Origin of the sequence: Pseudomonas sp. Irchel s3b5 (assembly GCF_900187435.1) — a bacterium.
In the GTDB taxonomy this organism is placed as follows: domain Bacteria; phylum Pseudomonadota; class Gammaproteobacteria; order Pseudomonadales; family Pseudomonadaceae; genus Aquipseudomonas.
This window is the reverse complement of sequence record NZ_FYDY01000027.1, coordinates 18207-42174: the sequence shown is the minus strand read 5'-3', so window position 1 is coordinate 42174 and position 23968 is coordinate 18207. Positions and strand designations below refer to the sequence as shown.

Sequence of the window (23968 nt, the reverse complement as noted above, 5' to 3'; positions counted from 1 at the left end):
CTACGGGACTGACGGACCAGTACGACGCGCAGCCCAAAGCCGCTCTCACCCTGCTTGTAAGACAGTCTTACTGCCTAGGGGCGCACGCCTTATGAAACCACCTTCCCAGACCAACGCAATTGACTTTGATAGCGCCAAATTGCAACGCCTGGGCTTTGGTCAACAGCCTCCCTTTCTGGAAAGGCCAGTCAGCCTTGCGCACCTGCGTCAACAACTTGGCTTGCAACTGCAAACCAGCCTTGAACCGCAGCGTATCCTCGGTATTTTCTTTCGCGAAGTTCAGCGCAGGGTGCCGCTGGACGCCTTGAGTTACCAGCACACCAGCAGTGACCTGCGCCTGGAGCTCGGTCAACGCGGCCACCACTCCCTCAGCTATAGCCTGAGCCATGAGGGCGAACATTTGGGTGAGCTGGTTTTTCGTCGCAATCAGCGCTTCAACGAAGAGGAACAGGCCAATCTGGAGTCCCTGTTGGCAGCGTTGCTCTATCCGATGCGTAACAGCCTTCTGTATCGCGCCGCGACCCAAAGCGCATTACGTGACCCGCTGACGGACACCGGCAACCGCATCGCCATGGATCAGACGCTGCAACGGGAAATCGAACTTTCCCGTCGCCACTTGCACCCCCTGTCGGTGCTGATGCTGGACATCGATCATTTCAAGCAAATCAACGACACCTACGGACACAGTGCCGGCGACCAAGTGCTCAAGGCCGTTGCCGCCTCAATCAAGAGCCAGCTGCGTAACGTGGACATGGTGTTTCGCTATGGCGGCGAAGAGTTCCTGATCCTGCTGTCCAACACCACCCGCGAAGCTGCGGCGATGGTCGGTGAGCGACTGAGGTTTGCAACGCAGACTGCGGATTACTCGGTCGACGGCCATTCGATTGAACTGACCGTCAGCCTCGGCTGCTCGACCTTGCTACCGGGCGAGTCTGCCGACAGCCTGTTGCGACGTGCTGACAGTGCGATGTACGTGGCCAAGCGCGAGGGGCGCAATCGGTTGGCAATGGCGGGCTGAACCCTTCGCCACAACGCAAAACAATGCGGGAGCGAACCTGCTCGCGATGACGGAACATCAGTTGGTATCCATACCGTCTGATACACCGCTATCGCGAGCAAGCTTGCTCCCACAGGTTTACTGCAAGATTGTTAAATCAGCTTTCTGCCAACGCCATTCGCTCGTGTACGACCGGTGCTTTTTCCGCGTGTTCCAACTGCATGCAGCGCTCAAGAAACAGGTACATGTAGTCGTAGCTCTTGCACACGGCCATGCGTAATTCCGCCTGCAAGGATGCGCTCGGACTCGTACCAGCCAATGTGCAGATGATTTCCAGGGCTTCCCAGGGATGGGCATCGTCATACTGGGCATGCATCTTCAGCCACTTCATCGCCCGCTTGCGATCTTCCTCGGGAAACGACGCCGCATAGACGCCATTGGAACAGACTACGGCCGACCACTCACCGGTAGCCCCTTCAATGGCGTAGTTGGTGGCGGCAATGGCAACGATCAGCGAATCCGACGAACTGGTGTGCCAACACCAATGGCTCAAGGCGTGAAGTTCAGGGGCAACCTGTTGCACCTGCAACTCTTCCAGGCTGACCCCATGCGCTCGGCTCCAGTGCACCCAATAATCGGCGTGGTTCAATTCGACGCGAATGTTGCGCATCAGCCACCGACGCGCCATGTCCTCGCCGGGATGACGGGCAAAACGGGTCTTGGTGAGGTTTTGTGCCATATACAACGCGAACTGTTCGACCACCGGCCAGCCACCGATCAGGTAGTGGCGCATGGTCTTCGCACTGAGTTTGTTGTCTCGCATGCGCTGATACAGTTCATGTTCGACAACCCGGCGCTTGCTCTCGCTGCAATCCTGAATCAGGCGCTGGGCCCAGTCGGGATAACTTGCAGCTTCCATGAGGGGTCCGGTCCTGTTGAATGTGTCTATCACTGTCGAGCTCCTTTTGATGGTGATTTTCAGGATCGGCGAGAGACTTCAACGGAACGTGCCAGGCGCCTTGAACAGCAAAGGCTGAGGCCTGGCAGGACGACTTTGTAAACTGTCGCAGGTAAACGGATGCGGGTGTTCAATCACATACCCTTGAGCGTAATCCACCCCGATCTCCAGCAATGCCTGCTCAATCTGGGGCGTTTCAACAAACTCGGCAATCGTACGCTTACCCATGACATGCCCGATGTGATTGATCACTTCGACCATGGCGCGGTTAATCGGGTCGTCCAGCATATCCTTTACGAAACTCCCGTCGATCTTCAGGAAGTCTACAGGCAAATGTTTCAGGTACGCGAACGAGGACATTCCGGCACAAAAGTCGTCAAGCGAAAAATGGCAACCCAAGCCTTTGAGTTCATTAATGAATCTGATTGCGCTGGGAAGATTTGAAATTGCGCTGGTTTCAGTAATTTCAAAACAAATCATTTCAGGCGGAATCGAGTACGCAATGAACTGTTCCCGCAGGAAGTCCAGAAACGCCTCGTCTCCTATCGTCGCGCCTGACAGATTAATCGCACACATGGCCAGCGGCCCCTGGCGCTGCTCGGCCCGGCACTGGGCGATGACCTTGAACACGTTCTCCACGACCCAGCGGTCGAGTGAACTCATCAGTCCATAGCGCTCGGCAGCGGGAATGAAACTGTCGGGCAGAATCATGCGCCCGGTCTCATCATGCAAACGCAGCAAAATCTCGATATGCCCGCCGTCCTTGTCGACGTGACCCAGCGGTACGATTTCCTGGGCATAGAGGCAGAAGCGGTCGTCTTCCAATGCCAGGTGCAGGCGCTGCACCCAGGCCATTTCGCCGAAACGCAGGGACAGTTCAGAGTCGTCCGGGTGATAGACCTGAACCCGGTTACGACCCTTTTCCTTGGCCATGTAGCAGGCCATGTCGGCGCTGCGAAGCGAGGCCTCCAGCGTGGTCGGATTCTGCGCAATATGCACCAGCCCGATACTCACGGTCGTTACAAAGGGCCGACCTTTCCAGACAAAGTGCAGGTTTTGCACGGTCTGGCGCAGGCCCTCGGCAATTTTTTCCGCAGCTTCCAACGAACAGTTTTCCAGCAAGATGCCGAATTCGTCACCGCCGAGGCGGGCCAGGGTATCGCCTTCGCGCAACCCGGATTGCAACAGCGCGCAAATGTGTCGCAACAGTTCATCGCCCGCCGCGTGCCCGCAGGTGTCGTTGACCAGCTTGAACTGATCGAGATCGAGGAACATCAGGGCATGGCGCCCTGCGTACCGCGTCAGATTGTGCAGCGCCTGCTCCAGTCGATACTCGAACTCGCGACGATTGGCGAGCCCGGTCAGCGCATCATGGGTGGCCTGCCAGGACAGATTGGCGATGTACTGCCGCTCCTGGGTCATGTCGTGCAACACCAACACCGTCCCGCTGACCTTGCCGGCATTGCGGATCGGCGCGCCCACCAGCGTGACCGACACCGTGCTGCCGTCCAGGCGCTGGATCACCTTGGAATGCTTACTGCCTCCGCTGAGCTGGCCGCTCAAGATGTGCTCGATCAACGTAAAGCCATCGGCCTGGGCATTTTCATCCAGCAGGTTGAACAACGCCGCCAGCGGCAAGCCCGTCGCCTGCTCGGCTTTCCAGTGGGTCAGCGCCTCGGCGGCCGGGTTCATGTAAGCGATAGCGCCCGAGACATCCGTGGTGATGACCCCGTCGCCAATCGATTGCAGTGTGATCTGCGCCCGCTCCTTCTCCATTTGCAGCGCATCGGCGAAGGCGTGGCGTTGCTTGAGCAGTTTATGGGTACGCATCAGTGCCAGCACGATCAAGCCCAGCGCGGTGGCCAGGTTTGTCCCCAGCAACAGGCGAAGTATCATCCGCGAGCCTTCACCCAACGCGTCGCTGAAGGCTTTTGCCACAGGCGTAACGCCTTCGTTGATGGCGAGAATCTGTTCTTTCCAGCGTTGGATATCGGCGTGCGTTGCCTGATTGGCGATGATGCCCTGATGCATCTCCCGGGCAACCTCATCGAGCCGGACCAGATAGGAGTCTCCGAAGGCCCAGAGTTCGATGGCTTTCTCGAGATAACTGAAATGGCGGAAGTTGAGGTACAGCCAGACCAGACTGGAAACGTCGTCGGGATGGTTGCCACCCTTGAGGATGGCTATCCGCGCAGCTTCGATGTCCGGCGGTTGATGGTCCAGCGCCATCCGCAACTCGTGGCCTCCCTGAGGCACCGAAATGACGGTCTGGTACTTGCGGAAAATCGCCTCGTCACGGCTGTCGCCATAGAGGTTCAGGTAATAGATCGCGTCTTTCTGGCCCTTGGACCACAAGCTTTCACCGGCAACATAACCACGCACCGCCGACAGTACATAAAGGCTCACGCCGCCCAACAGGGCCTGAAACAACACGACGGCGATAAATGGCCAGACGATGCCCAACAACCGCGGCGTTCCGAGTGTCCGTGCTTGATTCATGAGGTCCCTTGTTTTTTAGCACCGCTTGCTCGCCATCCTGACGAAATCGCTACAGCTAGACTAAGGTGCGATTGCAGTCCAGGCAAGCGACAGACCTTGCCTGGAGGTAGCTGCGCCGGGGTTCCCCATGAACTCGCCATTTCGTTACAACTGCTGCAGATGCCCATAAAGCTTGGCGTACAAACCACCATCGGCGATCAGTTGCTGGTGGTCGCCATCTTCGGCAATTTGTCCGCCGTCGAATACCAGCACGCGATCGGCCTGTTTCACCGCAGAGAGTCGATGGGCAATGATCAGCGTGGTGCGATTGCTCAGGAAACGCGCCAGCGCCTGATGCAGGTTGTATTCGGTGGCGGCATCCAATGCGGAGGTGGCCTCGTCGAGGATCACCACTTTGGGTTCGGCCAATACCATCCGGGCAATCGCCAGGCGTTGGCGCTGACCGCCGGATAAACGCACGCCGGATCGCCCGACGATGCTGTCCAGGCCATTGGGCAACTCGCGGACCGTGCTGTGCAGCTGCGCGATTTCCAGGGCCTGCCAGCACGCCTCGTCGCTGCGCTCACGGCCCATGGTCAGGTTGGCCCGAATGGTGTCGTTGAACAGCGCCGGGTGTTGAAGCACCACGGCGACGTTTTCCCGCACGGTTTCCAGGCCGATCTCTTGCTGGGTCGAGCCGCCGAAGCGGATGGTCCCGGCCAGTGGCGTGTACAAGCCCAGCAGCAATTGCACCAGCGTGCTCTTGCCGCCGCCACTGGCACCGACGATCGCGACCTTCTCACCGGGAGCGATGGACAGGTTCATCTGGTTCAAGACCAGTTCGTCACCGTAACCAAAACTCAATCCCTGCACTTCAAGTCCGACCGTCTCGCGACCGTTGAACGGATCGACGCCGCCCGGATACTCGGGCTCATCGGCACGGGACAGCAACTCGTTGATCCGCGACAACGCACCGCCGGCGGCGTAGTAGGCATATTGCAGGTTCAGCAGTTGTTCCACCGGGCCGATCATGAACCAAAGGTAACTGAACACCGCGAGCATCTGGCCGATGGACAGGTCGGAGAACAGCACGGTGAGCATCGCCGCCGCACGGAAAATATCGATACCGAACTGGAACAGCAAACCGCTGGCACGGTTCGAGGCATCGGTTTTCCACTGCGAGTTCACCGCGTAATCACGGACTTCCCGGGCACGTTGCCCGAGGCGACCGAGGAAGAACCCCTGCCGGTTGCCGGCGCGCACTTCCTGGATGGAATCCAGTGTTTCGGTCAATGCCTGGGTGAAGCGCGAAGTGCTGTCGTTCTCGAGTTTTTTCAGGTGTTTGACCCGCTTGCCCAACTGCACCGTGGCGTAGATCACCAGCGGATTGAACAGCAGAATCAGCAGCGCCAGTTTCCAGTGCATCCACATCAGAATGCCAGCGGTGCCGACCAGGGTCAGCATGGCCACAAGGAAGCGACTGAGGGTTTCGCCGACGAATTTGTCCAGGGTGTCGAGATCTGTGACCAAATGCGTGGTCACCGTGCCGCTGCCCAGGCTCTCGTATTCACCGAGCGAGATGCGCTTGAGTCGTTCGATCAGGCGCAAGCGAATGCGGTAGACGATGTCTTTGGCCAACGCGGCGAACAATCGCGCCTGCACCACGTTGAACAGCAAGGCCGAACAGCGCAGGACCAGGGTCACCACCAGCATCAGGCCGATGTAGCCCGCGGCTTTTTGCCAAACCTCGGGCAGCGCGAGGTTCATGACTTTCAGTGCAGAATCGCCGTGCCCCAGCAGCACTTCGTCCACCAGTAACGGCAACAGCAACGGGATCGGCACGCTGCACAGCGTCGCGAGCACGGCCACGCCGTTGGCGATCCACAGGGACTTTTTATGATGCAGGGCCAGGCGGCGGATTTCCGCCCAGCTCAGACGGTCGACACGTTTTTCGGTTGGAACATCGTCGGGCAGGTCATGCACAGGCGGCGCGCTCCAGCCAACGGCCGAGGAGCGGGGACAGCTCGTTCAGTGGCTGATAACCATTGGTCAGCAGCGCCAATTGGCCGTTACGTTCAGCCAGCAGGGTCGGAAAACCGGCGATGCCCAGGTCTTGCACCCAAGTGAAATCGGCTTCGGTGGCGGTGTGCATATCGGCACGGTCGAACGCGGCAGCGAACTCGATACGCGGCACACCAGCCTGCTCGGCCAGTTCCACCAACACGCTGGCACGGGTGACATCCCGACCTTCGGCATAAAACGCGTGCTGAATCAGCCCCAGCAGTTTCCAGGCACAATCCGGCGCGAGGCTGCGCGCTGTCACCAATGCCCGGCAGGCCGGCTCGGTGTCGTAGACAAAACCGTCCGGCAACGCCCCTTCGAGTTTGAAGGGCTGGCCGGTGGCCTCGGTGACCGCCTGCCAGTGCTCAAGAATGTAGCGCCGGGTGGTCGGTTCCAATGCCGAGCCGCTGCCGGTGCGCAAACCACCCACGATCAGATGCACCTCCACGCCGGCGGCTTGCGCCTGCTCGACCAATGCATTGGCGACCGGGGCAAACCCCCAACACCAGGAACACATCGGATCCATCACATAGAGCAGGCGCGCAGACATGGTTCAGACCTCGGAAGGTGCTTGCTTATAGTTGTAGCCGATCGGGTGCGGCTGGTTACGGGCTTTGGCCAGTTCGATCTGCTTTTGCCGATCGATGGCGCTGCGACGGGTTTTTTCGCTCAATTTATCCCAGCAATGCGGGCAGCTGATACCGGCCACGTAATGCTCGGAAGCGCGATCTTCAACGCTGACTGGCGTGCGGCAGGCATGGCATTGATCGTAATCGCCTTCACTCAAGTCGTGGCGAACCGTCACGCGGTTATCGAACACGAAGCAGTCGCCCTGCCATTTGGTTTCTTCCTGCGGCACCTCTTCGAGGTACTTCAGGATACCGCCCTTGAGGTGATAGACCTCACCGTAACCTTCGTTGAGCATGTAGCTCGAGGCCTTCTCGCAGCGAATGCCGCCGGTGCAGAACATCGCAACCTTCTTGTGCACGGCCGGGTCGAAGTTGGCTTTGATGTAGTCGGGAAATTCGCGAAAACTGGTGGTTTTCGGGTCGATGGCGCCTTCGAAGGTGCCGATCGAGACTTCGTAATCGTTACGGGTATCGATCAACAACACTTCCGGATCGCTGATCAACGCGTTCCAGTCCTGTGGATCAACGTAGGTGCCGACCTTTTTGTTCGGGTCCACGCCTTCAACGCCGAGGGTGACGATTTCTTTCTTGAGTTTGACTTTGGTGCGGTAGAACGGCTGCTCGTCGCAGTACGACTCTTTGTGGTCGATGTCGTCCATGCGCGGGTCGTTCTTGAGCCAGGCCATCAGCCCGTCGATGCCTTCGCGGCTACCGGACACGGTGCCGTTGATGCCTTCTTCGGCGATCAGCAGCGTGCCTTTGATGCCGTTGTCGACCATTGCTTGCAGCAGGGGCTCGCGCAGGGCGACGTAATCTTCCAGGGTGACGAACTTATACAGTGCCGCCACGACAATCTGTTGTGTCATGGGTAAATCTCCAGGTGGCTACCCTCGTAAGGGGTGAACCGGATGCGAAAAAAAACGCGCCGGGTGAGCGGCGCGTTGGGCATTCTAACAAAAATAAAGCCATCCCTGTAGGAGCTGACGCCCGCTTGCGGTTTGCCAGCGATAGCGATCTCGAGGACGCCATCGCCAGCAAGCCGGCTCCTACAGGTGAACGTGCAGCTTATTAGTGCTTGCTGCCGCCAGCACAGGTCGGCGAGGCCGGAGCCGCGTCGATCTGTGCCCACTCCTCTGGCGTGTAGGTATGCAGCGCCAACGCATGGAACTCGCCCATCAGCTCGCCGAGCGTGCCGTAGACTTTCTGGTGGCGCTTGACCCGGTTCAGGCCTTCGAACTGCGCGCTGACCACCACGGCCTTGTAGTGGGTCTGCAACCCACGGCTGTGCATGTGGCTTTCATCCAGCACTTGCAGATGCTCTGGCTGAAGCAGGGCCAGCGTCGATTCGATGCGTTGTTGCATGGTCATACCGGACTCCGCTTAAGGCTTTTTCTTGGCTGGAGCGGCGGCGCCTTTCGGATCCAGCTCGGTCGTCATGTCAGCCAACAGCTTGTTGACCACCGGCACGGCGCTTTCCAGCTTGGCCTGGGTCATTTGGGCCGACTGCTGAGTCAGCTGCGGCATTTTTTCCAGGACTTTCTTGCCCAGTGGCGACTTGTAGAAGGCAACCAGGTCCTTGAGTTCGGATTCGCTGAAGTTGCTGGTGTACAGCTTGATCATTTCAGGCTTGAGCTTGTTCCAGCCGATGGCCTGGTCCAGGGCGGCGTTGGCCTTGGCCTGGTAGGTTTCCAGCACGGCTTTTTTCGACTCTGGAGCTTTGGTCTGGGCAAAACGTTGAGCAAACATCTGCTGTACTTGCATGTACACCGGAGTGCCCAGCTTGTCAGCGTGCGCCAGGGTCAGGAAAGCCTCGGCACTGGCGTTATGGCTGGCGGTGTCGGCAAAAACCTGGCCGCTGGCGCAGACCAAAGCAACGGCGGTACAGATGGCACGAAGACGAGTCATCGAGTTTCCTTTTCTAGCTGACGAGGTAAAACCCCAAGGGCGACCATTCTGCGCCTAAAAAAGTGTGTCGCTCAACCCCAAGCCTTGCCGGCCCTGATTTAGGGGGGTTGAATGGGTGAAATCCAGACCGATGGAACCACGGCCGGTGATCACGGCCTAAACTGCGCAATCGGACCTACCAGGAGTGTGCAAGATGAGCCGTATCGAAACCGACAGCCTCGGCCAGGTTGAAGTCCCGGATGAAGCCTATTGGGGTGCTCAGACGCAACGCTCGCTGATCAATTTCGCCATTGGCAACGAACGCATGCCGATGGCGGTACTGCACGCCCTGGCACTGATCAAGAAAGCCGCGGCCCGGGTCAACGATCGCAACGGTGACATCCCGGCCGACATCGCCCGGCTGATCGAACAGGCGGCCGACGAAGTGCTCGACGGCGAACATGACGACCAGTTTCCGTTGGTGGTCTGGCAGACCGGCAGCGGCACCCAGAGCAACATGAACGTCAACGAAGTGATCGCCGGGCGCGCCAACGAACTGGCCGGTAACCCGCGCGGCGGCAAGACGCCGGTGCACCCCAACGATCACGTCAATTGCTCCCAGAGTTCCAACGACAGCTTCCCCACCGCCATGCACATCGCTGCCGTCCAGGCCGTTCAGCAGCATTTGCTGCCGGCGATCAGCGAATTGTCCGGCGGGCTCGCCGAGTTGGCTGCGCGCCATATGAAACTGGTCAAGACCGGCCGCACCCACATGATGGATGCGACCCCCATCAGCTTCGGCCAGGAAATCTCCGCGTTCATCGCGCAACTGGATTACGCCGAACGGGCGATCCGCAGTTCCCTGCCCGCGGTCTGTGAACTGGCCCAGGGCGGCACGGCGGTCGGCACCGGGCTCAACTCGCCCCACGGTTTTGGTGAAGCCATTGCCGCTGAACTGGCCGCCCTTTCCGGCTTGCCGTTCATCACCGCACCCAACAAATTTGCCGCCCTCGCCGGCCATGAGCCGTTGACCACGCTGTCCGGTGCGCTGAAAACCCTCGCCGTGACGCTGATGAAAATCGCCAATGACTTGCGTCTGCTGGGCTCCGGGCCACGCGCCGGTTTCGCCGAAGTAAAACTGCCGGCCAACGAACCGGGCAGTTCGATCATGCCGGGCAAGGTCAACCCGACCCAGTGCGAAGCGCTGTCGATGCTGGCCTGTCAGGTGCTGGGCAATGACGTCGCCATCGGTTTTGCCGCCAGTCAGGGTCACCTGCAATTGAACGTGTTCAAACCGGTGATCATCCACAATCTGCTGCAATCGATCCGCCTGCTGGGCGATGGTTGCAGCAACTTCCAGCAGCACTGCATCGCCGGCCTGGAACCGGATGCCGAGAAAATGGCTGAGCATCTGGAACGTGGACTGATGCTGGTGACGGCGCTCAATCCGCACATCGGTTATGACAAATCGGCCGAGATTGCCAAGAAGGCTTACAGCGAAGGGCTGACCTTGCGGGAAGCGGCGCTGCAACTCGGGTATCTGACGGATGAAGAGTTCGATGCGTGGGTGCGGCCGGAGAATATGCTGGAGGGCGGGGCCAAGGGCTGAGATTTGCAGTGAAGCGAAAAGATCGCAGCCTGCGGCAGCTCCTACATGTGAATGTTCCCTGTAGGAGCTGCCGCAGGCTGCGATCTTTTGATCTTCAGGCCATCCGTAACTTCCGAGCCTTCAACCCGGCAATCAAAGAAGGCCCCAACGCCACCAGCGCCGAACCCAACACCACCAGCACCGCCCCGCCATAACCAAGACCATTGATGGTCTCGGCATGCACGAAGTCCGGCCATAACCAGGCCGCCACGGCGACCGCTGCGAAGGTCACCAGCGGCGTAATCGCCAACGTCGCACTGACCCGAGACGCCTCCCAATGCGCCAACGCTTCGGCGAACGCGCCATAGGCAATCAGGGTGTTCAGGCAGCACGCCAACAGCAACCAGCCTTGCAACGGGCTCAATTGCAGCGCTTCCAGCGGATGCACCCACGGCGTCAGCAACGCCGCGCAAAACAGGTAGATCACCATCATCACCTGCAGCGAATTCCACACCGTCAGCAATTGCTTCTGGCCCAATGCATAGAAGGTCCAGACCGTGGACGCCAACAGCACCAACAGGACGCCGGCGGTGTAGTCGGTCAGCGACGTCAGCAGTTCACTCAAGCGCTGATTGAAAAACAGCCCGAAGCCGATCAGCAGCACCAGCAAACCAAGCCCCTGCCCCAGGCTGAAGCGTTCCTTGAACACAAACACACTGGCGATCAGCAACATGATCGGCCCCATCTGCACCACCAGTTGCGCGGTGCCGGGGCTCAGCAGGTTCAGGCCCATCAGATACAGCACGTAGTTACCCACCAGACCGAGCACCGCCATCAACACCAGCCAGCCTCCGCGTGGGCCGAGCGCTTTGCGGCTGGGCAGGCGATTGGTCGCGGCCAGGTAAATGAACAGGCAGCCGCCAGATACCGCCAGACGAAACCAGGTCACCGTGACCGGGTCCATCACCAGCAGCACTTGTTTGAGTTTGATCGGCAGGATTCCCCACAACAACGCGGTCAACAAGGCCAGAAACAGACCGTAAACCCAGCGACCCGATGAAATGTGCATGTGAACCCCAAAAGCCTTATGGCAAGAAGCGACATTCTAGGCGCTGGGGCGTGTGGCACACAGGGACAGTTTGGAACTGGCCGCGGATGAAACTGTGCGGGTCGCAACATTAATCTGGCGCAATGCCGTCGATCTGGCCATCAGGCGCCACAACTGCTTCTTGGCTGAAGGGGGACTAGAAAAATCGCGTCGACTTCATCGCTAGCAGGCTAGCTCCCACACTGGATCCGTGTCGCCCATCAGATCCCTGTGGGAGCTAGCCTGCTAGCGATAGCTATTGAACAGTCGCTACACATCCGAGGTGTTTAACGCACCGCTTCAAACAGCCCGGTAGCTCCCATCCCGCCGCCCACGCACATGGTGACGATGCCGTAACGCAGGTTTCGTCGCTGCAACTCGCGCACCAGATGCCCGACCTGACGCGAACCGGTCATGCCGAACGGGTGGCCGATGGAAATAGAGCCGCCGTTGACGTTGTACTTGTCGTTGTCGATTTCCAGCCGATTGCGGCTGTACAGGCACTGCGAAGCGAAGGCCTCATTGAGTTCCCACAGGTCGATATCGGCAATCTGCAAGCCCTTGGCCTTGAGCAGTTTCGGCACAGAGAACACCGGGCCGATGCCCATCTCGTCCGGCTCGCAACCGGCCACCGCAAAACCGCGGAAGAACGCCTTCGGCTTGAGCCCCAGTTCCAGGGCTTTTTCCAGGCTCATCACCAGGGTCATGGACGCACCGTCGGACAACTGCGAAGAGTTGCCGGCCGTGATCGAGCCGTCCTCGGCGAACACCGGTTTCAACCCGGCGAGGCTTTCCAGTGTGGTGTCGGGACGGTTGCAGTCATCACGATCGACGATGCCGTCGACGATCTGCACCTGCCCGGTGACCTTGTCTTCGACGCGGTACTTCACCGCCATCGGCACGATCTCGTCATCGAACAACCCGGCAGCCTGGGCCTGCGCAGTGCGTTGCTGGCTTTGCAGGGCGTATAGGTCCTGTTCTTCGCGGCTGACGTTGTAGCGACGCGCGACGATTTCGGCTGTCTGGCCCATCGGGAAGTAAATGCCCGGCACCTGTTCCTTGAGCAGCGGATTGATCAGGTTGTCGGTGTTGACGCTTTTCATGGTCAGGCTGATGGATTCGACGCCGCCGGCGACGATGATGTCGCTGCAACCCGAGGCGATCTGGTTCGCGGCAATGGCGATCGCCTGCAAACCGGATGAACAGAAGCGGTTGAGGGTCATGCCGGCGGTGCCGACGCCCAGGCGCGACAACACCGCGACATTACGACCGATGTTGAAGCCTTGCGCGCCTTCGTTGGAGCCGGCGCCGACGATGCAGTCCTCGACGCTGGCCGGGTCGATGCCCGTGCGTGCCAACAGCGAGTCGACACAGTGCGCCGCCATGTCATCAGGACGAGTCATGTTGAATTTGCCGCGAAAGGATTTGGCCAGGCCGGTCCGCACGCTGTCGACGATCACCACTTCACGCATGGCATACCTCATTGTTGTTGTCGGTTGAGAGTGGACCGAGCATAAGTCCACCCCTTTACCGACCGCGACAATCATTCACCCCGCGTATGCGTAACCATCGGTTCAATCCTCATCTTTTTGCTTTTTGCGGTCATGACGGTCAGCCGTTTCGAACGCTTCTTCCATCGCCCGATTGATCGTGCGCAACACCTTGACCCGCGCCCAGCGCTTGTCGTTGGCTTCGATCAGGGTCCAGGGTGCAATCTCGGTGCTGGTGCGGTCGACCATGTCGCCGACGGCCAGACGGTAGTCATCCCATTTTTCGCGGTTACGCCAGTCGTCTTCGGTGATCTTGAAGCGCTTGAACGGAATCTGCTCACGCTCCTGGAAACGCTCCAGTTGCGTCTGTTTGTCGATGGCCAGCCAGAACTTGACCACAATCACCCTGGCCTCGGTGACCTGCTCTTCGAAATCGTTGATTTCGCTGTAGGCACGCAGCCAGTCCGCCGGGCTGCAATAACCTTCGATGCGTTCCACCAACACCCGGCCATACCAGGAGCGGTCGAACACGGTGAATTTTCCTCGCGCCGGCAGGTGTCGCCAGAAACGCCACATGTACGGCTGCGCGCGTTCCTCTTCCGTGGGCGCGGCAATCGGCACGATGTTGTACTGACGCGGATCGAGTGCCGCCGCGACCCGCCGGATCGCCCCGCCCTTACCCGCCGCGTCATTGCCTTCAAACACGGCGACCAGAGCGTGCCGGCGCATGCGTTTGTCACGCATCAATCCGGAAAACCGCGCCTGCTCGGTCACCAATTGCTCTTCGTAGTCGCTTTTGTCCAGGCGCAGTTTCAAATCCAGGGCATCGAGCAGGTTCACTTGATCGACGCTGGGGAACACGGGCGCGGCGCTGACTTTTGCCGGATGGATCTTCGGTCGTTTCAATGCAAGATGCAGGCTGTCGAGCAAAATCTTGCCCACCACCAGGCTGCGATAGCGCGCATCCATCCCGGCGATCACATGCCACGGCGCGTAGTCGCGACTGGTCCGTCGCAGGACACGTTCTCCGAACTTCACGAACCGGTCGTAGGTTTGCGATTGCTGCCAGTCCAGCGGGCTGATGCGCCAGCTGTGCAACGGGTCGTCGGCCAAGGCCTTGAGGCGTGCTTTCATCTGTTTTTTGGAGAGGTGGAACCAGAATTTGACGATCAGCGCGCCTTCATCGCAGAGCATCTTCTCCAGCCGCTCGGCGGCGTTGATGCTTTGGTCCAGGCGCGGATCCTTGATCTGGCCATGAACCCGCGACTGCAACATCTGGCTGTACCAGTTGCCGAAGAAAATCCCCATGCGCCCCTTGGCCGGAAGCATTCGCCAGTAACGCCAGGCCGGTGGCCGTGCCAGTTCCTCGTCGGTTTGCTGATCGAAGGTGCGGACCTCGATCAGACGCGGGTCCATCCACTCGTTGAGCAGCTTGACCGTCTCGCCTTTGCCGGCACCCTCGATGCCATTGATCAGAATGATCACCGGAAACCGGCTCTGCTGACGCAGTTCAAATTGCGCTTCGAGCAAGGCTTCGCGCAGGGCAGGTACTTCGGCGTCATAGGTTTCTTTATCGATGACGTGATCGATTTCGGCAGATTCAAACATGGACGGCTCCCTTCCAGATGTGAGCAAGACTAGCGGATTGACCTCTCCTGCGTGGGAGAAATCCATCCTTGAGGCAGATAGGCAATCTGTGGCGAGGGAGCTTGCTCCCGTTGGACGGCAACGCCGTCCCGAGAATCAGCGCCAACCATTTGCGGCTGCAAAGCGTCGTGTATCCAGAAACACTGGGGGTCAGTCACTACTACAACTTGGTCGCGTTGCTTCAGGGTTGCTTCGCAACCAACGGGGGCAAGCCCCCTCACCACAGGCTAGAATGGCCGCCTTGCCGTTGCCGAGCCTGCCATGAAACCTGTATTGCCCCACGCCCAACTCGACTGGGACGACCAAGGTCGCCCGTACTCGCGTGTGTTCGATGATGTGTATTTCTCCGATAAATCGGGGCTGGACGAAACGCGCTACGTGTTTATCGAACAGAACCGCTTGGCCGAGCGCTTTGCAGCGCTGCCGGAGGGCGGGCGTCTGGTCATTGGTGAGACGGGGTTTGGTACGGGGCTGAATTTTCTGTGTGCCTGGCAGGTGTTCGAACAACACGCCGCGGCCGGTGCGCGGCTGCATTTTGTCAGTGTCGAAAAGTACCCGCTGAGCCATGACGACCTGCAACGCGCCTTGGCGTTGTGGCCGGAACTCAAGGTGTTCGCCGATCAACTGCTGGCGCAGTACGTGGCAATCCATCAAGGTTTCCAGCGCCTGGTGCTGGACGGCGGCCGTGTCACCCTGACCCTGCTGATCGGCGATGCGCTGGAGCAACTGCCGCAACTCGACGCACAGATCGACGCCTGGTTTCTCGACGGTTTCGCCCCGGCGAAAAACCCGGACATGTGGACCGCCGAACTGTTCGCCGAACTCGCGCGCCTGGCCGCTCCCGACTCGACCATCAGCACGTTCACCAGCACCGGCTGGGTCCGGCGCCTGCTGAACGCCGCGGGTTTCAAGATGAAGCGCACGCCGGGGATCGGCCACAAGTGGGAAATTCTGCGCGGCGTGTTTCTCGGTTGGCCGCAGGAACTCCCGGCACCCGCACCGCCCAAACCATGGTTCGCTCGTCCTAGACCTTTGGATGGTGAACGTCGTGCCCTGGTGATCGGTGCCGGCCTGGCCGGTTGTGCCAGTGCCGCAAGCCTGGCGGCACGCGGCTGGCAAGTGACCTTGCTGGAGCGTCACGATGCGCTGGCGCAGGAGGCTTCGGGCAATCCGCAAGGTGTGTTGTATCTGAAACTGTCGGCCCACGGTACGGCGTTATCGCAACTGATTATCAGCGGTTTCGGTCATACCCGGCGTGTACTTGAACACTTGCACCGTGGTGTCGATTGGGATGGCTGCGGGGTCCTGCAACTGGCGTTCAATGCCAAGGAGGCCGAGCGTCAGGCGCAATTGGCCAGCGCGTTTCCTGAGCACCTGTTGCAATTGCTCGATCGGGAACAGGCGCAAAGCCGTGCAGGTATCGATCTGCAATCCGGTGGATTGTTCTACCCGGAAGGCGGGTGGGTCCATCCACCCGCCTTGTGCCAATGGCAAACGCAACACCCCGGCATTGAGTTGCTGACCCACCATGACGTGCTCGATTTACGCCGCTCGAACGGTCAATGGCAGGCTTGGGCGGATGACCGGTTATTGGCCGAGGCACCAGTTGTCGTGCTGGCCGGTGCGGCCGAAATCAAGCGATTCCCCTTCAGCCGTGAGCTGCCCCTCAAACGCATTCGCGGACAAATCACCCGCCTGCCCGAGACCGCGGCAAGTCGCAGCCTGAGCACGGTGGTCTGTGCCGAAGGTTATGTCGCACCGGCACGGTTGGGCGAGCACACCCTGGGGGCCAGTTTTGATTTTAATAGTGACGACCTGACCCCCACGGCTGCCGAACATCTCGGCAACCTGAAAATGCTTGAGGAAATCTCGCCGGACCTGCTTGCAAGGCTCGACGCGGACACCCTGCAAACTGAAGCGCTCGAAGGCCGTGCAGCGTTTCGCTGTACCAGCCCGGATTACCTGCCGATTGTCGGCCCACTGGCTGACGAAGAAGGGTTTATGCAGGCCTATGGCGCCCTGAGCAAGGACGCCCGGCGTATCCCGGACGTCCCTTGCCCCTGGCTGGAAGGTTTGTACGTCAACAGCGGTCACGGCTCGAGAGGATTGATCACTGCGCCGTTGTCAGGCGAGTTGCTCGCGGCCTGGCTCGATGACGAGCCCCTGCCCTTGCCCCGGGCAGTGGCAGAAGCCTGTCATCCGAACCGCTTCGCCTTGCGTCGATTGATCCGCGGCAAGGCCTGACAGGTCAATCCAGGACGAAGCAGGTTTTCGTTTCCTCGGCCTGGATAGCGGCCTTGGTCAGTTTCTCCACCAGCGTGGTCTCGGCCTGCTGCTGCTCAACCTTGATGGTGTCGATCAGCGGCAGATATTTGTTCCCAAGCTTTGCCTCGCTTTCGAATGCCTTCTGCAAACGTTGATGAAAGGGCTCCGCGAGTTCGCTGAACTGTTCGCCATGATGGGTGCGCAAAAAGTTGACCCAGAACTCACGTCGACACAAATCCGCCGTCCGTTCAGAGGACAGATTTGCAGCGACCACCCGGTTGTACGCCGCGTCCAGGTCGTCGGTTGTCACGCCCGCAATCGAGGCATAACGCATATGCCTGGGTTGACCCATAAGATAGAGTCTTTCGGCCAGCCCGGTACGGAAAGCCAGCTCTACCTCGGTCGGCTCGAGGATGATCTTGGCTTTAGCCTTGGACTGGATATGTTCTCGAGCGATCCTGGCGATGTAATCCTGATTGAACTGGCTTCTCCCCAACCTCAACAACTGGGCCACCTCGTCGTGGGTATTGGCTGATTGCCGAACCATGCTGTCGAGTTCGACGGCGAGTTCGAGGTTGCTGAAGATCAACGCGGCAGAATCACCACAGCTGGATTTCTCAGCCATGACCAGCAGTCGTTCACACAGAGCCGGATCAGCCTGGGCGGCCTCAATCACACTCCAGACCCGGCGAGTCAAGTCTTCGCGTACATAGCGACTATCCGCCGAGCCTCCCACTTCTGCCAACAGACCGAAGAAACCCGCCGAATCGGGTTCGTTTTTCAGCGCCTGCCATGCGCGGTTGCGACTGGCATAGTTTTCTTCATAGGACTTTGCCATCCACAGCTCACGAGCCTTCAGCTCATCGATCACCGCGGTGTCATTGTCGAGATATCCCATGCCTTGGCCAGTCCTGTCTCGATAGGCTTGCAGCTTCGTCTGGCTGGCCTCGGACAATGGATTAAGACGCAGATTCACCACCTCGGCGAATTGTGCGGGAGCCTCAAACAGCCAGTCCGGCAACTCGCGGATCTGGTTCCCGCGCAGATTCACCATGTCCAGATAGGGCAAGCGGTTCAGCCCCAAAGGGAGCTCGGTGGCGTGAGTATTGCTCAACCCCAGAGAATGCAAACTGAACAGTTTGCGGATATCAGGCGTTGCACCGAGCCGATTGTCGGATAGGGACAACATGCGCAGCTCAGTCATGTCAGCGAGTTTGCGCAACGTGTGTTCTGTCAGGGTTATCTGATTGCGGTCCAAGCTCAATCGCTGCAGGTTGGGCATGTGCGAGAGCGCTTCCGGTAATCGCGTGAGTTTGTTTCCATCCAGTTCCAGATGGACAAGGCCTTTAAACGGTTTGAGGAAATACGCCAGCTCATCGCCCGCCTCCATGTCTTTGAGGTAGAGACTACGGACATGGGCAACATCCTGCTCGGTCAGCGTCGGCAACGGACCTGCCGGGTTTCGCTCCAGCTTGAGTGTGGTAGGCGATTGATATCCCAAACGAACCGGTGGCGTTATCCGGCGCCAGCAGTTTTCGATGGCATCGGCCACTTGACGACGGCTCACCCGGATATCGCCAAGCTGTCCCGACAGCTTTGCCATGTCCACTTCATTGTCGCGCCACACATGCAGCACTTGGCGCAACGTCTTGAGCTGCTGCTCGAGCGCCTTGATCCGATTGGCTCGTAACGTATGAGTACTGCCCGCTTCATCCAGAAAGGTTGAAGCCTGAGCGTCGGTGAACAACGGATAAAGCTTTCTGACTTTACGAATCAGGCCTCTTGAGTGCGAACCTGAACCGGAGGGGTCAGACAGAGCACACGAAGAGAGGTGCTCTGCTACTTCGCGGCGCTCGTTATCCAGCATTCGCCGGGTGCGTACCTGATCGCGGGGGGCCGCCGCCAACAACCTTGAGCGCAGCGTGGAGACATCCACTGTTTCCACTTCAGTGAATCCCATTCGGCTGCGCTGGGCTTGAGGCAACGCATGATAGATCGACTCGACCCGCTGTTTGTTTGTCGTGGTCGTCACCGCCGAGCCATCGCGTTGAGTGACCTGATAGCCATCGGCTGTTTTGACGATCACGCCCTTCAGCGCTGCATCCTCCTTTCCTACGCTGTCCAGTAGAGCGCCAGTCTCTGACCCATCACGTACTTCGAGGCGAAAACCTTCATCCCAGCCTTGAACCTGATCCATCAACCTCAGCGACAGATTCTCGGTATCGGCATTGGCCAGTTGTGGCAGGTGCAGTCCCATCAGCGCACGGTCCTGCCTTATCGTTGCGCCTGCCTCTCGGGCCTGCCGAGCCAGATCGAGCCCGGGGATCTTGCGGTCACGCAGCAAAATTCGGTCTCGGGCCGACGCGTTATCCAAAAGCTCTTGTCCCACCCGGACAGGCAGATCAGGGAACTGTTCGCGCAGCGTCGCAACATCGCCGATGGCGGGTCCATCGTGTTTTTTGTAGAGCCAGTCGAGTAACGGCTGACGATCGCTCTTGAGATGGCTGGCAATTGCCTTTGCCAGCAACACTGATTTCGATTGCGTCGTCTCGCTGCCTATCATTGCTTCGACTTCTTTCGGGTAGAGGCCTTTGATGACGGTATCGAGCAACTCTCCCGCATCAAGTTGCTCCTGGCAGACCTGCACACCATTGACCATGTCATCCGTTGGCGCCGTTTCCGGAAAACGCGAGAGGACAACCTCGTCTTCATCGATCAACTCAATAAAACGCTCAGCAGGCCAGCCGGGAAGTTTCGGCAGCACCTGCAATTGCTCCTGCACATAGTTCGTGTTGGCGGTCTCTTCGCGCTCCATTGCCGTGATCAGTGCCGTTATTTTGCGGTCAAGCCTGACCCGTTCGACACAATCGTTGAGCCGTTGCGGTAGCTTCAGGTGACTTTCATGCAAGGCATGCAGTTTGGCGGGCGACATGTCGGTGATATCGGCAATCACAGACAATTCACTGCCCAGGTCGTTCAGGCGTGGATCCGTCCGTTCCAATGCGTAAGCACTATCAGGCCATTCGTGCGTATGCTCGTAAACATGTCGCCAACCGCCCTCCACTGTTCGCTCAATGGCGGGCTTGAACGTGTCTGGGTGCATTGGATGATTGATCTTCCATGGCTGCCCCGCAGCCTCGCGAGAGACCCGAAAAATGGCACCATCCATCTTGATTGAAGACAACTCGCCTTGCTTGTAGACGCCCTCAGAATCAGGTTCCACATCGGCGTCCAATGGAGAGATCTGCCGATAGGGCTTGAGGTCGTTTTTCCATAGCCGCGCTTTGCCGTCATTGCGGGTCACAGCCTCGAAACCGTCGAAAAATGCAGCCTGCTCTTTCACTGTTTTACGAAGGGCGGTCGCAATAACCTTGCCGCCCGCCGCAAAAGCAGCCATCTGCGCGACGCTTTCGACGACGCTCAGTAAATGGGAAAGCGCTTCGGCACGCTCGTCGTGCGCCCAGTCCCGCACACCTTCATACACTTCATCGAGTATTTCGACGACCGCAACCGACAGCATCAACTGACCAACCACCGGTACAAAAAAGGAGGCGGCGTTCAACATCAAAAGCCCGCCATTGAGCAGTGCCTGGATAGTTTTTTCTCGCTGTTGCGCATCGACGTCCGCACTCGGAACGGCGAGAGTTTTCGCATACTTCTGGGTTTTGCTGAGGAAGGCGCTGAAAAAGAAATCGCCCAGACAGGTGTCGGCGGGCATGGCGATTAGCGTGCCCAGCGTCTTGGTCTTGTCAAAAACAGTGAAAAAATCGCTCTTGTCATGGCCTGGAAGGTATTGCTCGACGAAAACCCGTTTATAGCCAGTGCTTTTCAGGTGAAGGGCCAGATAAGTCTTGAAGGCATCTAGAGACTCGTATTCGTACAACGGTCGTCGAGGCTCATTCGGCATGTAAACCACGCACTTGGCCGACGGTGCCGTGTCGATGGATTCCTTGGTAAACACCAACGCCCCACAAATGCAGGCGTCATGAATCATCAAGCCTTGCCAGATCACCGGGCCGCCATCAAACACAGCGTCTTGGGTTTTTTCTGCCGGGACATCCTGCTCGATGACATTCAGCAACATCGTGTAAACGGCAGGGCTGATGTCCTGCTTCAAATGGGCAATATGAGCGGCAACCTTCATATCCAGCAGCTTCAACTGGCGGATGTCAGCCGTGGACGCTGGAACATCGGCAGCTGAATCGCCCTTGGGTTTGTCTGGAACGGCCAAGACCTTTTGGATGTGACCTTGATAAAGGGCACCACAGTCGAGCTCTCGACAGAGCTTGGCGAATTTCGCGGGGGTTATTTCAGGGTCTGAACTCCGTACCCCGTTGATTTTGATGAATGATTTCGAAGGGATTCCAGCGCTTTTTGTCTCTTGCTCTGTGAAGTTCTCCATGGCGGCGTGAAGCAGGCTGCGAGACGTGTTGGTGCTGCCCGTCTCGTAGCCAACAGGCACCAGTCCTATCGAAGAAACCACTGTTTCGACGATCTCCAGTGTGTCCTGTTCGACATCGATGTCGAGTTTCCACTTTTCCTTGAGTTTGCTCGTCAGCGCCTGCTTGCAGAACTCGTCCATCGGTTTGAGTTGCCCGAGTAACTCTGCGGCTTTGGCGTAAGTAAGACGGGACTGTGCAAGATCTGAATTGAGTGCTTGCGACGCCGTCAGGCTCGCATTCGCCAACCACTGCGGTATGGACGCTTGCAGAGCTTCGGCCTTGGCCAGCTCACCCGTATGTTTCAGTAAAACTTCGAGACGTTGAACCGATGTCACAGTGTTGACTGGCGGTGTTGTTGCTGGAGTAGTCAGCATGAGCAATATCCTTATTGCATTTGGGTTCTATCAGCCTACGGTCTGCCATTGGCAATTAAAAATTCGAATACCGGATCAGATCCGGGGGCATCCAAGCAACTACTCCTATGGATCCCAGCAATATTTACCGCCACTGTGTTAACGGCTTATGCCATGCCCTCGTCCTCCTCAATGGCCCGCTTATAACCCATCGATCTAAAACTACGAGCACCCAGCCGGGTCAGTTTCTGAGTGCCCGCCGTTTTGGCGCGGTACCGATTGACCCTCCCCAACGGAAAAACCGGTAAGGAATTTATGTGCGGATTAGCTGGCGAGTTACGTTTTGATCATCAACCTGCAGACCTTGCAGCCGTAGAACGAATCACCCATCACCTGGCCCCTCGCGGCCCTGACGCTTGGGGTTTTCATAGCCAGGGACCGATTGCCCTGGGCCATCGGCGCCTGAAAATCATGGACCTCTCGGACGGCTCGGCGCAGCCGATGATCGACCCGCAATTGGGTTTGTCCCTGGCCTTCAACGGCGCGATCTACAACTTCCCGGAACTGCGCACCGAGCTTGAAAACCTCGGTTACGCCTTCTATTCCGGTGGCGACACCGAAGTGCTGATCAAGGGTTATCACGCGTGGGGCGAAGCCTTGCTGCCCAAGCTCAACGGCATGTTTGCCTTTGCCATTTGGGAACGTGATGCCCAGCGTCTGTTCATCGCCCGCGACCGCCTCGGCGTGAAGCCGCTGTACCTGTCGCGCACCGGCCAACGCTTGCGCTTTGCCTCGGCATTGCCAGCGTTGCTCAAGGGCGGCGACATCAACCCGATCCTCGATCCGGTGGCGCTCAATCACTACCTGAATTTCCACGCCGTGGTCCCGGCGCCACGCACCTTGCTGGCCGGTATCGAAAAGCTGCCACCGGCGACCTGGATGCGTGTTGAAGCCGATGGCAGCACCGAACAGAAAACCTGGTGGACCCTGCCCTATGGCCCACATGACGATGAGAAAAACCTGACACTCGAAGACTGGCGCGATCGTGTGCTCGACAGCACTCGCGACGCTGTTGCCATCCGCCAACGCGCGGCGGTCGATGTCGGTGTGCTGTTGTCGGGCGGTGTCGATTCAAGCTTGCTTGTCGGTTTGTTGCGCGAAGTGGGCGTGGAAAACCTGTCGACCTTTTCCATCGGTTTCCAGGACGCCGGCGGCGAGCGCGGCGACGAATTCCAGTATTCGGACCTGATCGCCCGGCACTACGGCACGCAGCATCATCAACTGCGTATCGCCGAGAAAGAGATCATCGAGCAATTGCCCGCTGCGTTCCGCGCCATGAGCGAACCGATGGTCAGCCACGACTGCATCGCGTTTTATTTGCTGTCGCGGGAAGTGGCCAAGCATTGCAAGGTTGTCCAAAGCGGCCAGGGTGCCGACGAGCTGTTCGCCGGTTATCACTGGTACCCGCAAGTGGACGGCGCCAGCGACCCGTATGCCGCGTATCGCGAAGCGTTTTTTGACCGCAGCTACGACGACTACGCCGCCACCGTGCAGCCGAAATGGCTGACCGCCAATGACGCCGCCGGCGACTTCGTGAAGGAACATTTCGCACAACCTGGCGCCAATGCTGCGGTAGACAAGGCCTTGCGCCTGGACAGCACGGTGATGCTGGTGGACGACCCGGTCAAACGCGTCGACAACATGACCATGGCCTGGGGCCTGGAGGCGCGCACGCCGTTTCTCGACTATCGCCTGGTTGAATTGTCGGCTCGCGTGCCGGGTCAATTCAAACTGCCGGACGGAGGCAAACAGGTGTTGAAAGAAGCCGCGCGGCTGGTGATCCCGAGCGAAGTGATCGACCGCAAGAAAGGTTACTTCCCGGTGCCGGGCCTCAAGCATTTGCAAGGCGACACACTGGACTGGGTACGCGAACTGTTGCTGGATCCAAGCCAGGATCGCGGCCTGTTCAACCCCGCCATGCTCGACCGCTTGCTGACCGACCCACAAGGTCAATTGACGCCCTTGCGCGGCTCGAAGCTGTGGCAACTGGCTGCGCTGAACCTGTGGCTCAGCGAACAAGGAATCTGAT

General features: G+C 58.8%; 15 protein-coding genes. 4 read left to right on the top strand and 11 right to left on the bottom strand.

What is annotated here, in order from left to right; genetic code table 11:
- The first annotated feature begins 91 nt into the window (after positions 1-91).
- Positions 92-1018 (top strand): GGDEF domain-containing protein, encoded by a 927-nt coding sequence (locus CKW15_RS22705; RefSeq protein WP_095056661.1) that lies wholly within the window; start codon positions 92-94, stop codon positions 1016-1018.
- A gap of 136 nt (positions 1019-1154) precedes the next feature.
- On the opposite strand, the gene CKW15_RS22700 is transcribed toward CKW15_RS22705, so the two are convergent.
- The 7 genes from CKW15_RS22700 to CKW15_RS22670 form a co-directional block, all read right to left on the bottom strand.
- On the bottom strand, positions 1155-1916 hold the full coding sequence (locus CKW15_RS22700) for a TenA family transcriptional regulator (RefSeq protein WP_371856316.1): 762 nt from the start codon (positions 1914-1916) through the stop codon (positions 1155-1157).
- A gap of 78 nt (positions 1917-1994) precedes the next feature.
- Positions 1995-4454 carry an EAL domain-containing protein gene (locus tag CKW15_RS22695; RefSeq protein WP_095152719.1) on the bottom strand — a complete coding sequence of 820 codons (2460 nt, stop codon included), beginning with the start codon at positions 4452-4454 and terminating at the stop codon, positions 1995-1997.
- Positions 4455-4598: 144 nt separating this feature from the next.
- Complete coding sequence (locus tag CKW15_RS22690; protein ID WP_095056658.1) at positions 4599-6416, bottom strand: ABC transporter ATP-binding protein; 1818 nt, start codon at positions 6414-6416, stop codon at positions 4599-4601.
- Entirely contained in the window at positions 6409-7044 is a 636-nt protein-coding gene (locus CKW15_RS22685) for a DsbA family protein (RefSeq protein WP_095056657.1), read from the bottom strand. Before CKW15_RS22685 ends, CKW15_RS22690 begins: the two co-directional genes overlap by 8 nt.
- A gap of 3 nt (positions 7045-7047) precedes the next feature.
- The gene (locus CKW15_RS22680) at positions 7048-7989 is read right to left on the bottom strand and encodes a rhodanese-related sulfurtransferase (RefSeq protein ID WP_095056656.1); all 942 of its coding nucleotides are present in this window, start codon (positions 7987-7989) and stop codon (positions 7048-7050) included.
- Between the two features lie 202 nt (positions 7990-8191).
- Positions 8192-8491 carry a BolA family transcriptional regulator gene (locus CKW15_RS22675; protein WP_095056655.1) on the bottom strand — a complete coding sequence of 100 codons (300 nt, stop codon included), beginning with the start codon at positions 8489-8491 and terminating at the stop codon, positions 8192-8194.
- A 12-nt stretch (positions 8492-8503) separates the two neighbouring features.
- Positions 8504-9028 carry a DUF2059 domain-containing protein gene (locus CKW15_RS22670; protein ID WP_095056654.1) on the bottom strand — a complete coding sequence of 175 codons (525 nt, stop codon included), beginning with the start codon at positions 9026-9028 and terminating at the stop codon, positions 8504-8506.
- A gap of 193 nt (positions 9029-9221) precedes the next feature.
- Here CKW15_RS22670 and CKW15_RS22665 point away from each other — a divergent pair, with 193 nt between their 5' ends.
- Positions 9222-10616, top strand: coding sequence for a class II fumarate hydratase (locus CKW15_RS22665; protein ID WP_095056653.1), 1395 nt, complete (start codon positions 9222-9224; stop codon positions 10614-10616).
- Between the two features lie 94 nt (positions 10617-10710).
- On the opposite strand, the gene CKW15_RS22660 is transcribed toward CKW15_RS22665, so the two are convergent.
- From CKW15_RS22660 to pap, 3 genes are all read right to left on the bottom strand, one after another.
- Positions 10711-11664, bottom strand: coding sequence for a DMT family transporter (locus CKW15_RS22660; RefSeq protein ID WP_095056652.1), 954 nt, complete (start codon positions 11662-11664; stop codon positions 10711-10713).
- Between the two features lie 305 nt (positions 11665-11969).
- Entirely contained in the window at positions 11970-13154 is a 1185-nt protein-coding gene (locus tag CKW15_RS22655; RefSeq protein ID WP_095056651.1) for a thiolase family protein, read from the bottom strand.
- A 102-nt stretch (positions 13155-13256) separates the two neighbouring features.
- The gene (pap, locus tag CKW15_RS22650) at positions 13257-14780 is read right to left on the bottom strand and encodes a polyphosphate:AMP phosphotransferase (RefSeq protein ID WP_095056650.1); all 1524 of its coding nucleotides are present in this window, start codon (positions 14778-14780) and stop codon (positions 13257-13259) included.
- Positions 14781-15080: 300 nt separating this feature from the next.
- Here pap and mnmC point away from each other — a divergent pair, with 300 nt between their 5' ends.
- Complete coding sequence (gene mnmC / locus CKW15_RS22645) at positions 15081-17063, top strand: bifunctional tRNA (5-methylaminomethyl-2-thiouridine)(34)-methyltransferase MnmD/FAD-dependent 5-carboxymethylaminomethyl-2-thiouridine(34) oxidoreductase MnmC (protein WP_095056649.1); 1983 nt, start codon at positions 15081-15083, stop codon at positions 17061-17063.
- Positions 17064-17067: 4 nt separating this feature from the next.
- Here mnmC and CKW15_RS22640 read toward each other — a convergent pair whose 3' ends face one another.
- Complete coding sequence (locus tag CKW15_RS22640; RefSeq protein ID WP_095152718.1) at positions 17068-21900, bottom strand: NEL-type E3 ubiquitin ligase domain-containing protein; 4833 nt, start codon at positions 21898-21900, stop codon at positions 17068-17070.
- A gap of 294 nt (positions 21901-22194) precedes the next feature.
- On the opposite strand from CKW15_RS22640, the gene CKW15_RS22635 reads away from it, so the two are divergent.
- Positions 22195-23967 (top strand): N-acetylglutaminylglutamine amidotransferase, encoded by a 1773-nt coding sequence (locus CKW15_RS22635; protein WP_095056647.1) that lies wholly within the window; start codon positions 22195-22197, stop codon positions 23965-23967.
- Position 23968 lies beyond the last annotated feature (1 nt).